Genomic DNA, 14,183 nt, shown 5'->3' with positions numbered 1-14,183 from the left:
CAAACCAGCAAGCAATGAGGGCTGCCGTCCGCGCAGGCGGCGCCGGCCCTCAAGAAAAGCGTATCAGCGTATTGCGGAGAAACGCATGCAACAAGAATCCATGGTGACGCGCGGCAAGACTGCCGGCGCGGCACCGGCAAACACGACGCCGGCGACCAGCGTGGCCACGCCGGCCCACGGATCCGGCAAGGGCGGCGGCCATCATCGTCCGGCGCGCGGCGGCATGTTCGCGCCCGAGCTGGTCAAGCCGGCCCTGCTCGACTCGGTGAAGAAGCTCTCGCCGCGCGACCAGTTGCGCAACCCGGTGATGTTCGTGGTCTACGCGGGCAGCATCCTGACCACTATCCTGTTTTTCCGTGCCTTGTTCGCGCCAGCTACGGCGGGCGGCGAGAGCGCCGGCTTCATCCTTGCGGTATCGGTGTGGCTGTGGTTCACCGTGCTGTTCGCCAACTTTGCCGAAGCGCTGGCCGAAGGGCGCAGCAAGCAGCAGGCCGAGGCGCTGCGCGGGCTCAAGACCACGGTCACCGCCAAGCTGATCAAGGAAGGCCGGCGCGACTACCGCGCCGCCGGCGCCACGGAGCCGCGCGGCGCCGCCGCGCTGCGCCGTGGCGACGTGGTGCTGGTCGAGGCCGGCGACATGGTGCCTGGCGACGGCGATGTGATCGAAGGCGTGGCCTCGGTGGACGAGAGCGCCATCACCGGCGAATCGGCGCCGGTGATCCGCGAGTCGGGCGGAGATTTCTCTTCAGTCACGGGCGGCACGCGCGTGCTGTCCGACTGGATCGTGGTGCGCATCACCACCAATCCGGGCGAGAGCTTTATCGACCGCATGATCACCATGGTCGAAGGCGCCAAGCGCCAGAAGACGCCCAACGAACTGGCGCTGACCATCCTGCTGGTCGGGCTGACCATCGTGCTGCTGCTGGCCACCGCCACGCTGCAGCCGTTCTCGGTGTTCAGCGTACTCGTGGCCAAGGCCGGCATGCCGGTCACCATCACCGTGCTGATCGCGCTGTTGGTGTGCCTGATCCCGACCACCATCGGTGGCCTGCTGTCGGCCATCGGCGTGGCGGGCATGAGCCGCATGATGGAAGCCAATGTGATCGCCACCTCGGGCCGCGCGGTGGAAGCCGCGGGCGACGTGGACGTGCTGCTGCTCGACAAGACCGGCACCATCACGCACGGCAACCGCCAGGCCTCGCGCTTTATCGCCGCGCCCGGCGTGTCGGCGCAGCAACTGGCCGAAGCCGCCTGGCTGTCGTCGCTGGCCGACGAAACGCCGGAAGGCCGCAGCATCGTGACGCTGGCGCGCCAGCAGGCCGGCGCGGCTACGCCCGATATCAGCGCGCTGCGCCCGATCTTCGTGCCGTTCACCGCGCAGACCCGCATGAGCGGCGTGGATGCCGGCGGCCGCAGCGTGCGCAAGGGCGCCGCCGATGCCGTGCGCAAGTATGTGACCGAGCGCGCCGGCAAGTTCCCCGACGCGGTGATGCAGGCCGTGGATGATGTGGCGCGCGCCGGCAGTACGCCGCTGGTGGTGGCGGAATCCAGCGCCGATGGCGAGAACGTGCGCGTGCTCGGCGTGGTCGAGCTCAAGGACATCGTCAAGGCCGGCATCCGCGAGCGCTTCGGCGAGCTGCGCAAGATGGGCATCAAGACCGTGATGATCACCGGCGACAACCGCCTGACCGCGGCGTCGATCGCCGCCGAGGCCGGCGTCGATGACTTCCTTGCCGAAGCCACGCCCGAAGCCAAGCTCAAGCTGATCCGCGACTACCAGGCCGAAGGCCGCCTGGTGGCGATGACCGGCGACGGCACCAACGACGCCCCCGCGCTGGCGCAGGCCGATGTGGCCGTGGCGATGAACAGCGGCACGCAGGCGGCCAAGGAAGCCGGCAATATGGTCGACCTCGACAGCAATCCGACCAAGCTGATCGAGATCGTCGAGATCGGCAAGCAGATGCTGATGACGCGCGGCTCGCTGACCACCTTCAGCGTGGCCAACGACGTGGCGAAGTATTTCGCCATTATCCCGGCCGCCTTCGCCACCACGTATCCGCAGCTCAACCAGCTCAACGTGATGGGTTTGTCGACGCCGGCCTCGGCCATCTTGTCGGCGGTGATCTTCAACGCGCTGATCATCGTGGTGCTGATTCCGCTGGCCTTGCGCGGCGTGGTGTACCGCCCGCTCGGCGCCGCCGTGCTGCTGCGGCGCAACCTGCTGGTGTATGGGCTGGGCGGCATCCTGGTTCCGTTCGTCGGCATCAAGGTGATCGACATGATCCTGGCGCTGTTCGGCTGGGTCTGAGCGCGTCGAACGCGTGGCATGTTAACGGAGCAATCAATGAATACGAAAGTCCAGACCGCGCAGCCTGTTGCGCCCATCCAGGGTGGCCTGCTGCGGCCCTTGCTGACGGTGTTTGTCGTGCTGTCGGCCGTCACCGGGCTGTTGTATCCCGGCGTGATCACCGGCATTTCGAGTGCGGTGTTTCCGCATGAGGCGGCAGGCTCGCTGATCGTCAAGGACGGCAAGGCCGTTGGTTCGGAACTGATCGGCCAGCCGTTCTCTGACCCCAGGTACTTCTGGGGCCGCTTGTCGGCTACCGCGCCCATGCCGTATAACGCGGCAGCATCCGCCGGCTCCAACCTCGGCCCGAGCAATCCTGCGCTGACCGATGCGGCGCGTGGCCGCATCGAAGCGCTGCGCGAGGCCGATCCCGGCAACCAGGCGCCGGTACCGGTGGATCTGGTGACCGCTTCAGGCAGCGGGCTCGATCCGCACATCAGCCCGGCCGCGGCGCAGTATCAGGCGCCACGCGTGGCCCGGCTGCGCGGCCTGCCCCTGGAGCGCGTGCAGGCGCTGATTGCGGCGAACACGGACGGGCCGCTGCTGGCGGTGATGGGCGATCCGGTGGTGAATGTGCTGAAGCTGAATCTCGCGCTGGATGGCGAGAAGCGGTGAGGTTGGGGGGCCATTGGCGCGCTGGCAATGCCCGCTGGTTTGCGCCCCTCTCCAGGAGGGGAGAGCGAGTGACAGCCGTCGGCATGGCAAACGGTTCTTGCGCACCAGGCGTGGCACAATCGTTTGTATCCATCCCTCTCCCGGGCAATGACCCCCACCATGCCTGACACCGCCACGCGCGACGCCCCCGGCCGGCCCGATCCCGATGCCTTGCTGCAACGCATGCAGGAGGAGGGCGAGCGCGCCGCACGCGGCAAGCTGCGTGTGTATTTCGGCGCTTCCGCCGGCGTCGGCAAGACCTTCGCCATGCTGACCGCCGCGCGGGCGCTGCGCGAGCAAGGCAGCGACGTGGTGATCGGCGTGGTGGAAACCCACGGTCGCGCCGAGACCGAGGTGCTGATCGTGGGGCTGGAGCGGCTGCCGATGAAGGCCATGCCGCATCACAAGCTCGACGACCACGTGCTGCACGAGTTCGACCTGGACGGCGCCCTGGCCCGGCGCCCGGCGCTGATCCTGGTCGACGAGCTGGCGCATTCCAACGCGCCCGGCAGCCGTCACCCCAAGCGCTGGCAGGACATCGAGGAACTGCTGTCGGCCGGCATCGATGTCTGGACCACCGTCAATGTCCAGCATCTGGACAGCCTCAACGAGGCGGTGGGCGGCATCACCGGCATCCGCGTGTGGGAGACCGTGCCCGACACGGTGTTCGACGACGCCGACGAAGTCATCCTGGTGGACCTGCCCGCCGACGAACTGCTGCGGCGGCTGCGCGACGGCAAGGTCTACCTGCCGGAACAGGCACGGACCGCGGCCAGCAACTTCTTCCGCAAGGGCAACCTGATCGCGCTGCGCGAACTGGCGCTGCGCCGCACCGCCGACCGCGTCGACGACGATGTGCGCGCCTACCGGCACGCCGAATCGATCCGCCCGGTGTGGCGCACGCGCGAAGCGGTGCTGGCCTGCATCGGCACGGGCGACGATGCGGCGCAGGTGGTCAAGAGCGCGCGCCGGCTGGCCGGGCAGCTCGATTGCGACTGGCATGTGGTGACGGTGGCCACGCCGCGGCTGGCGCGGTTCGCCGAACAGGAGCGCGCGAACATCGAGGAGGCGATGCGGCTGGCCGAAGAGCTCGGCGCGCGCACCGAGACCCTGGCCGGCAGCGATATCGTGCAGGCGGTGGCGGGCTATGTGCGGCGCCACAATCTCACCAAGGTAGTGGTCGGGCGTGCGCCAGGAACCTGGCACCATAGTGGCGGCAGCCCGCTGGCGCGCGCGCGGGAGCTGCTGGCACTGGGCCTGTCGCCGTTCCTGGGCGCGCGCGCCTGGCTGTTCGGGCGCCATAGCTTTGCCGATTCGCTGGCGCTCGGCTGCCCGGAGATCGATGTGATCCGTGTCGCCGCCGATGCCATGGGCGCCGACACGCGCGGCCGTGCGCAACCGGTGTCCGGGCGCGCCGACGTGCGCGAGGATCCGGCGCGCAATGACGACAGCAGCGCGGTGGCGCGCCGCATCGACTACCTGTGGGCGGTTGCGTGGTGCGGCGGCGCCAGCTTGTTGTCGGCGCTGACGCGGCCTTGGTTCGACCTGGTCAATATCGCGATGTTGTTCCTCGCGGCGGTGGTCGGCGTGGCGCTGCGCCACGGCCGCGGCCCTGCCGCGCTGGCCTCGGTGCTATCGGTGGCGGCTTTCGATTTCTTCTTCGTGCCGCCGCGCATGTCCTTCGCGGTCAGCGACGTGCAATACCTGGTGACGTTCGTGGTGATGCTGGCGGTGGGCCTGGTGATCGGCCAGCTGACAGCCGGGCTGCGTGAGCAGGCCCAGGTTTCGGTTGAGCGCGAGACCGATGCCCGCACCCTCTATGAGCTGGCGCGCGAGTTGTCCGCCGCGCTGATGCCAGAGCAGATCATCGAGATCAGCGGCCGCTTCCTGCACGCCGCGCTGGGGGCGCGTTCGGCGTTCTTCCTGGTGTCGCCCAAGGGGCGGCTGATGCCGCCGGTAATCGATCCCGCGCAGCGCGGCAGCGACGCCATCGACCCGGTGCTGGCGCAATGGGTATTCGATCATGGCCAGCCCGCAGGCACCGGCACCCACACGCTGCCGGGCAGCACCGTACTCTACCTGCCGCTCAAGGCGCCGATGCAGACGCGCGGCGTGCTGGCGGTGGAGCCGCAGGAGTGGCGCGCCTTCGCGCGGCCCGAGCGGCGCCGGCAGATCGATGTGTTCGCCACGCTGATCGCGATCGCCATCGAGCGCCTGCATTATGTGGAGGTGGCGCAGCAGGCGCTGGTGTCGATGGAGTCGGAGCGGCTGCGCAGCTCGCTGCTGGCCGCCGTCTCGCACGATCTGCGCACGCCGCTGACCAGCCTGATCGGCATGGCCGAAACCATGCAGCGCACCGAACCGCCGCTGCCTCCGCCGCTGTCCGAAACCGTGGACGCGATGCGCGAGCAGGCCCTGCGCATGCGTACCATGGTGGTCAACCTGCTCGACATGGCGCGCCTGCAAAGCCGCGATGTACGCATGCAGAAGGAGTGGCAATCGCTTGAAGAGCTGGTGGGCGCGGCGCTGGCCGGCATGCGCGACGCGCTCTCGCGGCACCGCGTGTCGGTGGCCGATCTGTCGGCGTTGCCGCTGGTGGAGTGCGACGCGGTGCTGATGGAGCGGGTGCTGTGCAACCTGCTGGAGAATGCCGCCAAGTACACGCCGCCGGGCACCGGCATCCGCATTGCCGGCGAGGTGGCTGACGCGGAGGTGCGGCTCGTGGTGGAGGACGACGGCCCCGGCGTGCCGCGCGGACAGGAGCTGTCGATCTTCCAGAAATTCACGCGCGGCGAGCGCGAGTCGGCCACCGCCGGCGTGGGCCTGGGGCTCGCCGTTTGCGAAGCCATCGTGCAGGCGCACGGCGGGCGCATCTGGGTGGAAAGCGCCGGCGTGGCGCGTGCCGGTGGCACGCAGGGTACCGGCGCGCGATTCGTGGTGGCGCTGCCGCGCGGCAATCCGCCGGCGATCGAGCCGGAGCCGCCCGAGCTCGCGCACGAAGCAGCAAACAAGGAATCCAACCGAAATGACGTTTGAATTTTCGCCCACGGTATTGCTGGTCGAAGACGAGCCGCATATCCGGCGTTTCGTGCGCGAGGCATTGCAGGCGGAGGGCTGCACCGTGCATGAGGCCGAGACGCTCAAGCGCGGCCTGATCGATGCCGGCACGCGCCAGCCCGACGTGGTGATCCTCGACCTGGGCCTGCCCGACGGCGACGGCATGACGCTGATCCGCGAGATGCGCACCTGGACCGAAGTACCGGTGCTGGTGCTGTCGGCGCGCACCGGCGAAGCCGACAAGATCGCCGCGCTCGATGCCGGCGCCGACGACTACCTGACCAAGCCCTTCGGCGTGGGCGAGCTGATCGCGCGCGTGCGCGTGCTGCTGCGCCGGCATGCCAAGATCAATCCGCAAGGCACGCCGCTGGTTACCTTTGGCGAAGTGCGGATCGACCTGGCCAACCGGGTAGTCACGCGCGCCGGCGACGACGTGCATCTCACGCCGATCGAATACCGCCTGCTGGCCGTACTGATCGCGCATCGCGGCAAGGTGATGACGCATCGCGAGCTGCTGCGTGAAGTGTGGGGGCCCGCGCATTCCGAGAGCAGCCATTACTTGCGGGTGTACATGGGGCACCTGCGGCACAAGCTGGAAACCGATCCCGCGCAGCCTTCGCATCTGATGACGGAGGTGGGGGTGGGGTACCGGTTCGTGGGGTGACAGGGCGGCCGTACGCAACAGGTTTGAAATCACTGAAAAAACTGACAAAAGCTGACATGGCCCGGGGAAGCGAAAAAGCCCGGTCGGCGGTGGGATATAGTCATGCCCTTTCCGCCAAACGCCAGCTGAGGGGGCAATGGTTCGGCTCTTCCTGATTGTTCTCTTGTGCTGGGTGGGCCAGTCCGCGGCATGGGCGGAAGTGCGTTTGCCGCAGTCGGGGGAGGTCTCCCTTGGCCAGCATTGGGAACTGCTGCGCGATCCGCAGGATGCGCTGACCGTGGCGCAGCTATCCCGGCCCGAGACCGCGGCCGCCTTCCAGCCCCAGGACTCGCCTCCCGCCCTTGGTTACGTGAAGGGGACCGTCTGGCTGCGCATCACCCTGACGCGGCCGGCGCAAGCCGCACCGATATGGCTGCTGCAGTTGCGCTCGGCGCTGCTGGACGACGTCACCCTGTTCCTGCCGCAGCGTGGGGGCGGGTACGAGCAGCGGGTGGCTGGCGACAGGCAGCCGGTCGCGGGGCGTGACGTGAATTACCGCAGCCCGGTGTTCCGGCTCGACCTGCCGGCGGACCAGCCGGTCACCCTGTATCTGCGCGTGCGCAGTACCAGCACACTGAGCTTTCCCCTGGTGGTGTGGTCGCCAGAAGCGTTCATTTCCTTTATCGGCACCGAACTGCTTCTGTTTGGCTTGTTCTACGCGGCGCACCTGGTCTTGCTGATCACCAGCGTCTGGTTCTATTGGGTGACCCGCAATATTTCCTTCGGGCTGTTCAGTCTTACCGTGCTGGCCAATCTGTTTATTTCGCTGGGCGCCGAAGGTTTCACCTATCAGTATCTGCTGCGCGAATGGCCGCTTGCGAGCGAAACCCTTTACGTGCTGAGCTGGTTTTCCGTGACGCCACTTGGCGTCATGTTCACGGCGCACTATCACGGCCTGTTCGAGGCGCCCTGGCGGCGTTGGGCGGTCGGCTTCTCCCTGCTGACCTGGGGTGTGGCCCTGGTTTCGGCATCCTGGCTGCTCCTGGACAATGTCTGGTGGATACGTCCACTGGCCCTGCTGTGGGGTATCGCCATCATGGTGATACAGCTGATCGTTGCCACGGTGATGGCCTGGCGCGGCCAGAAGGCCGCGCGGGTGCTGGTGTTTGTCCTGGTTCTCCTGCTGGGCGGCACCGTGTTGCGCCTGGCGCGCAATGTCGGCTGGATCGATCCCGGCTCGTTCGTCGACAACGCCAACTACCTGGGCATGGTGGCTTTCCTGCTTATCATGAATTCGGCCATCAGCTGGCGATACACGGATATGCGGGCCGAAAAAGAAGCCGCGCAGGCCGAAGCCTTGCGCGTGGCCCATCAGGCCGAGCGCGATCTGGAACTCAAGGTTGCCCTGCGCACGCAGGCGCTCAGAGATGCCATGGCGCAGGTGGAGGCGTCCCTGTCGCTGGAGCGCCGGGCGCAGGAAGAGCAGCGGCAGTTCCTGTCCACGGTGTCGCATGAACTGCGCACGCCGCTGGCCGTGATCGATGCGACGGCCCAGAACCTGGACCTGGACGATGCCCACGATGATCCGCGGACCTCGGCCCGGTACCAGAAGATCCTGCGTGCCACGCAGCGCCTGACCATGCTGCTGAATGACTCGTTGCATGAGGATGGCTTCGAGCTGCTGCGGCATGGCTCCCGGCCTTCGCGCACCAGTCTGCCGGACTTGCTGGAGGATGCCGCGGCGGCAGCCCGTTTGCTTTCGGAGGGGCACCAGCTGGAGGTTGACGGGAGCCGCTTGCCGGAGGCCTTCCTGTGCGATGCCAGCCTGTTGCGGCTGGCGTTGCGCACGCTGGCCGACAATGCGGTGAAGTACACACCCGTGGGCAGCCGGGTGGTCCTGGGCGGCAGGTTGGTGGCCGCAGGCGTGGAGCTGGAGGTGCGGGACAACGGGCCGGGCATCGATCCGGCGGACCTGCCGCGCATATTCGATCGCTTTTATCGCGGCCAGAATGCCGGGCAGAAGCCCGGGACCGGGCTAGGCTTGTCGCTGGCCCGGCGCATGGTGGAAATGCAGGGCGGCACATTGGCTTTGGAAAGCATGCCGGGGCAGGGCTGTCGCGCGAGGATTTTCCTGCCGTCGGCGCAGCCGGGCCTGCAGGCCGGCAATCAGGCCAGCGAGATGGGCGCGGTGAACGTGTAGCCTTTCCGGTGGGCGGTCCTGAGCGGCAACTCAGTTCCCGATTCGCTCCGCCAGCGCTGCCGGAGACGGCTGACCATGGTTTCCAGCCGGCGTTCGTCGTAGCTTAGCCAGTCGAAGCCGAAGCCTTCGGCGATCTGGCGGCGATTGACGGGCTGGGCCGGGTTGCGTGCCAGCATCTCGAGCAATTTGCTCTCATTGGAGGAGACGGCCAGGCGGTCTCCGGCCGGCGCGACCAGCGTGCAGGCCTGGCGGTCGAGCCGCCAGTTGGCAATCACCCGGCGGCTCAGGGCGCGAAGGATGGCGTCGAATTCCAGCAGTTTGACGGGCTTGACCAGATAGTGGTCCGCCCCGCCGTTCAGGCCGTGGATCTTGTCCTGCGATTCGCCGCGGGCCGTGAGCATGACGATGCCGCAGCCGGGCCGTTCCTGTCTTAGCCGGCTTGCCGCATCAAAACCGGTTCCGTCGGGCAGCATGACATCGATGACGGCAATTTCCGCCTGCGCGGCCAGCGGCAGGAATTCCGCCAGGCTGCCTGCCTGGCTTACCATCCAGCCGCGCTTTTGCAGGAAAGCCGCCAGTTCCTCGCGTAGCTCGATCTCATCCTCGAGCAAGATGACATTGCCCATCCCAATACCTTGCAGCGGTTACCTTAAATGATCGTGGCCAGGGCAGGTTTCAGCCTGCTCCTGCGATATTACGGTAAGAATGGGTGGAATCTTAACCCCTGGGCTGCATCTCTGCCTAATCGACCCTGCCCCCGCTGCGAGGCCCGCTCACAACTGACCGCTCACCACACGCCAAAGAACACGCCCGCCTGCTTATACACATTGGTCTTCGCCGCCACTTCCGCACTGCTGACCGTGGTGCGTGGCTTCAGCGTGCAGAACCATTCCAGCAGATGCCCCCGCATGGCCGAGCGGATCGGCTCATGGCCGGCATCCCCGCCCAGGTCGAAGAACTCATCGGGGTCGCGCTCCAGGTCGAACAGCTGCGGGCGGAAGCCCTGCCAGTGAACATACTTCCAGCGGGCGTTGCGGACCATCCAGGCTCGGCATTCGCCCGGGTGCCGGCCCAGCGCCACGCGCGCGCCGCGATAGGCGTAGTCCAGCTCCGACACCACGAAATCGCGCCACGGACCGGCGCTGCGCGCGCGCGTGAGATCCAGCAGCGAGCGGCCTTCGACGCGATGGTCGGCCGGCGGCAGGCCCAGGGCGTCCAGCACGGTCGGCACCACGTCCACGGCGGAGACCATGCGCGCATCGACGCTGCCGCGCGTGGCATCGGCGTCGGGCGATGGGTCGTAGACGATCAGCGGGATATTCTGCACGGTGTCGTAGAACTGCTCCTTCTCGCCGAGCCAGTGATCGCCGAGGAAGTCGCCGTGATCGGCGGTGAAGACGATCAGCGTATCTTCCCAGCGGCCCAGGCGTTCGAGCTGCTCCCACAGCTCGCCAAGCCGGTCGTCGATCTGCTGCACCAGCCCCTGATAGGCGGGGCGAACCGTGTCCGAGACTTCGCTGCGCATGAAGTTGGCGCATTCCTCCTGCGTGCGGTATGCGTCCAGCACCGGGTGCGGGTCCTCCAGCTCCGCGTCGTGGCGCTTGAGCGGCAGGCAGTCGTCCAGCGAGTAAGCCGCGTGGTAAGGCGCCGGTGCCATATAGGGCCAGTGCGGCTTGACCAGCGAGAGATGCAGTACCCACGGATCGTCGCCACGCGTGGCGATGTACTGCATGGCCTGGCCTACCGTATAGGCCGTCTCCGAATGCGGCTCCGCCACGCGCGCCGGCAGGCCTGCATTGCGCATCTGCCAGCCCGACACGATCTCGCCCTGCGCGTTCTCCGCGCTGATCACGTAATCGGTCCAGGGATCGGCGCTGTCGTAGCCCTGCTGGCGCAGCCAGTCGGCATAGGCGCCGCGGGGCTCGGCATGATGGCCGTCATGACGGTCGACTTCGACAAAATGCCCGCTGCGCAGCAGCGTTTCCAGCTCGCTGCCGCCGTCGAGGTGCAGGCGTTTCATGTTGGCGTTGTCGGGCATGACGTGGGTCTTGCCGGCGAGCGCCAGTGAGCGGTGACTGTCCTTCAGGTACTCGCCCAGCGTCACTTCGCCGACCGACAGCGGCACGCGATTCCAGGTGGCGCCGTGGCTGCTGGGGTAGCGGCCGGTGTAGAAGCTCATGCGGCTCGGGCCGCACACGCCGGAGGTGACGAAGGCCTTGGTGAAGCGCACGCCGCGCGCGGCGAGGGCGTCGATGTTCCTGGTGCGCAGGGTGGGGTGGCCGTAGCAGGTCAGGTGGTCCTGACGCAACTGGTCGCACATGATGAAGAGGGTGTTTCTCGTGGACATGGCTTTCCTGACGATCTGCCTGGGGTCGGACGATTGCCGCCCGACCCGGATTCCATCAACTCAACAAATAACAGAATGGGATTCGACGATGACTACATCAGTCAAGAAGATGATATTGATCTGATGAATAATCATGGCGATATTTTCTGGGGGGATTTTCAGTCTCCCGTATAACCGGATGCCTTGACCACCGGCCCCCAGCGCCCTGCGTCCGCCGCCAGCACCTTCCCGAACTGCTCCGCGCTCCCGGTCAGCGGCTCCAGTCCCAGCTTCAGGAAGCGCTCCTTCAGGTCTCCTGACTGCACCGCGTGCACAATCGCCGCGTTCAGCCGGTCGATGGCCGCCTTCGGCAAGCCAGCCGGCGCCAGGAAGCCGTACCTGCCTACGCCCTCGATATCCTTATAGCCAAGCTCGGTAAACGTGGGCACATCCGGCAGCGCCACCGACCGCTGCGTTCCCGAACTCGCCAGCACGCGAATCTTTCCGGCCCGGTGCATCTCGGTCAGGTCGGCCAGCGTATCGACCGACGCCGGCACCTGCCCGCCCACCAGCGCATTCATCAGCGGTGCCGAGCCATTGAACGGCACATGCAGCATCTCGACGCCCACCTGCCTGCCGACCAGCAAGCCAAAGAAGTGCGGGATGCTGCCAAGCGCCGGCGACGCGTACGAGTTGTTCTTCGCAGGATTGGCCTTGAGCCAGTCGATGTACTCCTTCAGCGTCTTCGCCGTCGTGCCGGGGCCGGCGGCCAGCGCCAGCTGGAAGTTGGCGGCCTGCGCCACCGGGGTGAAGTCGCGCTGGATGTCGTAATTGAGCTTGCGGTAGACCAGCGGGGCGATGGTCATTACCGCCGAGTTGGCGATTACCAGCGTGTTGCCGTCGGCGGGCAGCGTGCGGGCGTAGTCCATCACCAGGCGGCCGCCGGCGCCGGGCTTGTTCTCGATGACCACGGTCTGCCTGAGCTCGTCGCGCAGCTTGTCGCCGATCAGGCGCGCGGCCAGGTCGGCGGTGCCGCCGGCGGGGTAGCCCACGAGGATGCGCAGAGGACGGTCGTTCTGGGCGCTGGCCGGTGCGCTGGGCAGGCAGGTGGCGGCCAGCACGGTCATGGTGGCGAGGGTGGGAACTAGCGCGCGCAGCAGTTTGGCGGGTTTCACGGATTCTCCTGTTGGTTCGGCATCGGCGGGAAGCCGGCCAATTTATCGATACGGTCGTGGTGAGCCAAAGAAGGGTTTCGCGGATCGATCCGCGCGTTTCGTTCCTTGTCGCCGGGTGCCCGGCCGTACCCCGGCGGCTGCGTTGTCCATGCGGCTCGCCAGTTCTTGTGCAGCGGCACAGACGCTAACACCCACCCATATAATTGACAAAATCAACTAAATTTGCGGATGCGGCATGAGCGCTGACGAAACGGGCAGGCAGGGCAGCGGGAACGCCGGGGAGCTGGCGGACGAACGGGAACGGGATGCCGGCGAGACGCTGCAGCATCCCGCCCGGCTGGCCGACTTCCTGAACTACCGCCTCTATCACCTGAGCCGTGTCGCCCTGCAAGCCAGCGGGCATCACCTGCGCGTCGCGGTCGGGGTGAGCCGGCGCGAGTGGCGCATGCTGTCCTTCCTCGGCGAGCAGCCGGGCACGCGCCTGACGGAGCTGGCGCAAAGCGCCGGGCTGGACAAGGTGCTGGCCAGCCGCGCCGTGCATGCCTTGATGGCGCGTGGTCTGGTGCTGCGCGCCACGCGCGAGACGGACCGGCGGGCGGCGGCGTTCGTGCTGAGCGAGGAGGGCGAGGCGGTCTACCGGCAGGCCTTTGCGCAGGCGCAGGCCTTCAACGCGCGCCTGGCCGCCTGCCTGGCTCCGGAGGAGGCGCGGGTGCTGGGGCGTTGCCTGTCCCGCCTGCAAGCCGAGGCCGAAACCTTGCTGGCGCAGGCGCAAGCGCTGCCCGATACCGTACCCGCGCCTGCGCAGTTGCCCCAGGATTGGTGGCGCCAGCCGTAAGGTCCGGCCGCTGGCTTCCGACTGCACCCTGCGACTTCCTGCTCCTACACTTGTAGACTTGGAGTCAGCGCGTGCACTGCCTGGAGCCTGCCATGCCGCTTGTTCGTCTCTTTTCGCCCCGGCTGCGCGCCGCCACCGCCGCGGCGCTGGTGCCCGCCTGCCTGCTCGCTGCCCCGCTTGCCCTTGCCGCGCCCCAGCCTCCCGCACCGGCGCAAGCGCTGACGCGCCAGGCGGTGGCCGCCTACGACGCAGGCGCCTTCGATGCGGCCTTGCGCGACTTTGCCAAGGCGGCCGAGCAGGGCAACCGGCTGGCCCAGTTCAATTACGCGATGATGATGCTGCGCGGCGAGGGCACGCCGGTGCGCCCGCAGGAGGCGCTGGTCTGGCTGCGCCGCGCCGCCGACAACGACATGACCCACGCCCAGTTCACTTTTGGCGAGCTGTACGAGCACGGCGAACTGGTGCCGCGCTCGCTGGAATCCGCCAACGAGTGGTACCGCCGCGCGGCGGAAGGCGGCCATGTGCAGGCCCAGGTCGAGCTGGCGACGAACTACTTTACCGGGCGCGGCGTGGCGCGCGACTACGGCAAGGCATTCCAGTGGTACAGCCGCGCCGCCAGCGCCGGCGACGGCGGCGCGCAATACATCGTCGGCAGCTATTACGAGCGTGGCGAGCCCGGCGTGGTGGAAAAAGACATCGAGCAGGCCAAGATCTGGTACGCCCGCTCCGCCTCGCACGGAGACCCCGGCGCGCTGGCCAAGCTGCGCTCGCTGCTGGAGCAGGGGCTGAAAGACAAGGCGAAAGCCAATCCCAAAGGAGCCGGTGCCATGTAATGCCCCGGTCGCATTGCCATGGTGCCATATCAGGTGGAGTAGCCGCGGCCAGGCTGACGCCGGCCGGAGCAGAGCGTAATCAAGGAGGAAGCCGCGCCTCGTCGAGCCCGGGG

At 67.4% G+C, this 14,183-nt stretch carries 10 protein-coding genes; 7 read left to right on the top strand and 3 right to left on the bottom strand.

Annotated elements, in window-relative coordinates; genetic code table 11:
• Nucleotides 1–85: 85 nt before the first annotated feature.
• The 5 genes from kdpB (at nt 86) to AC1DS6_RS32755 (ending at nt 8,901) form a co-directional block, all read left to right on the top strand.
• On the top strand, nt 86–2,308 hold the full coding sequence (gene kdpB, locus AC1DS6_RS32775; protein WP_441631018.1) for a potassium-transporting ATPase subunit KdpB: 2,223 nt from the start codon (nt 86–88) through the stop codon (nt 2,306–2,308).
• Nucleotides 2,309–2,344: 36 nt separating this feature from the next.
• The gene (gene kdpC, locus AC1DS6_RS32770) at nt 2,345–2,962 is read left to right on the top strand and encodes a potassium-transporting ATPase subunit KdpC (RefSeq protein ID WP_441631020.1); all 618 of its coding nucleotides are present in this window, start codon (nt 2,345–2,347) and stop codon (nt 2,960–2,962) included.
• A gap of 159 nt (nt 2,963–3,121) precedes the next feature.
• Nucleotides 3,122–6,037: a DUF4118 domain-containing protein gene (locus AC1DS6_RS32765; RefSeq protein ID WP_441631022.1), complete on the top strand. Its 2,916-nt coding sequence runs from the start codon at nt 3,122–3,124 to the stop codon at nt 6,035–6,037.
• Complete coding sequence (kdpE, locus tag AC1DS6_RS32760; RefSeq protein WP_441631024.1) at nt 6,027–6,722, top strand: two-component system response regulator KdpE; 696 nt, start codon at nt 6,027–6,029, stop codon at nt 6,720–6,722. Before AC1DS6_RS32765 ends, kdpE begins: the two co-directional genes overlap by 11 nt.
• Nucleotides 6,723–6,858: 136 nt before the next feature.
• A complete protein-coding gene (locus AC1DS6_RS32755; protein WP_441631026.1) occupies nt 6,859–8,901 on the top strand; it encodes a sensor histidine kinase in 2,043 nt (680 codons plus the stop codon).
• On the opposite strand, the gene AC1DS6_RS32750 is transcribed toward AC1DS6_RS32755, so the two are convergent.
• The 3 genes from AC1DS6_RS32750 to AC1DS6_RS32740 all read right to left on the bottom strand — a co-directional run bounded on the left by AC1DS6_RS32750 (nt 8,868) and on the right by AC1DS6_RS32740 (nt 12,354).
• Nucleotides 8,868–9,527, bottom strand: coding sequence for a response regulator transcription factor (locus AC1DS6_RS32750; protein ID WP_441631028.1), 660 nt, complete (start codon nt 9,525–9,527; stop codon nt 8,868–8,870). The genes AC1DS6_RS32755 and AC1DS6_RS32750 overlap by 34 nt on opposite strands.
• A 161-nt stretch (nt 9,528–9,688) precedes the next feature.
• The gene (locus tag AC1DS6_RS32745; protein ID WP_441631030.1) at nt 9,689–11,248 is read right to left on the bottom strand and encodes a sulfatase-like hydrolase/transferase; all 1,560 of its coding nucleotides are present in this window, start codon (nt 11,246–11,248) and stop codon (nt 9,689–9,691) included.
• 158 nt (nt 11,249–11,406) lie between these two features.
• Nucleotides 11,407–12,354, bottom strand: coding sequence for a tripartite tricarboxylate transporter substrate-binding protein (locus tag AC1DS6_RS32740; protein WP_051648081.1), 948 nt, complete (start codon nt 12,352–12,354; stop codon nt 11,407–11,409).
• Between the two features lie 283 nt (nt 12,355–12,637).
• Here AC1DS6_RS32740 and AC1DS6_RS32735 point away from each other — a divergent pair, with 283 nt between their 5' ends.
• Together AC1DS6_RS32735 and AC1DS6_RS32730 are read left to right on the top strand one after the other, a co-directional pair.
• Nucleotides 12,638–13,237: a MarR family winged helix-turn-helix transcriptional regulator gene (locus tag AC1DS6_RS32735; RefSeq protein ID WP_441631032.1), complete on the top strand. Its 600-nt coding sequence runs from the start codon at nt 12,638–12,640 to the stop codon at nt 13,235–13,237.
• A gap of 92 nt (nt 13,238–13,329) precedes the next feature.
• Nucleotides 13,330–14,070 carry a tetratricopeptide repeat protein gene (locus tag AC1DS6_RS32730; RefSeq protein WP_441631034.1) on the top strand — a complete coding sequence of 247 codons (741 nt, stop codon included), beginning with the start codon at nt 13,330–13,332 and terminating at the stop codon, nt 14,068–14,070.
• The last annotated feature ends 113 nt before the right edge of the window (nt 14,071–14,183 follow it).

This window comes from Cupriavidus sp. 05L310 (genome assembly GCF_056398185.1).
The sequence above is the reverse complement of the archived record's forward strand: the minus strand, read 5'-3'. Positions and strand labels throughout refer to the sequence as shown.

Bases quoted from the DNA above. Each gene is read 5' to 3' on its own strand.
- AC1DS6_RS32740 (WP_051648081.1), bottom strand. From the start codon at position 12,354: ATGACCGTGCTGGCCGCCACCTGCCTGCCCAGCGCACCGGCCAGCGCC.
- AC1DS6_RS32735 (WP_441631032.1), top strand. From the start codon at position 12,638: ATGAGCGCTGACGAAACGGGCAGGCAGGGCAGCGGGAACGCCGGGGAG.
- kdpC (WP_441631020.1), top strand. From the start codon at position 2,345: ATGAATACGAAAGTCCAGACCGCGCAGCCTGTTGCGCCCATCCAGGGT.
- AC1DS6_RS32765 (WP_441631022.1), top strand. From the start codon at position 3,122: ATGCCTGACACCGCCACGCGCGACGCCCCCGGCCGGCCCGATCCCGAT.
- kdpE (WP_441631024.1), top strand. From the start codon at position 6,027: ATGACGTTTGAATTTTCGCCCACGGTATTGCTGGTCGAAGACGAGCCG.
- AC1DS6_RS32755 (WP_441631026.1), top strand. From the start codon at position 6,859: ATGGTTCGGCTCTTCCTGATTGTTCTCTTGTGCTGGGTGGGCCAGTCC.
- AC1DS6_RS32750 (WP_441631028.1), bottom strand. From the start codon at position 9,527: ATGGGCAATGTCATCTTGCTCGAGGATGAGATCGAGCTACGCGAGGAA.
- AC1DS6_RS32730 (WP_441631034.1), top strand. From the start codon at position 13,330: ATGCCGCTTGTTCGTCTCTTTTCGCCCCGGCTGCGCGCCGCCACCGCC.
- AC1DS6_RS32745 (WP_441631030.1), bottom strand. From the start codon at position 11,248: ATGTCCACGAGAAACACCCTCTTCATCATGTGCGACCAGTTGCGTCAG.
- kdpB (WP_441631018.1), top strand. From the start codon at position 86: ATGCAACAAGAATCCATGGTGACGCGCGGCAAGACTGCCGGCGCGGCA.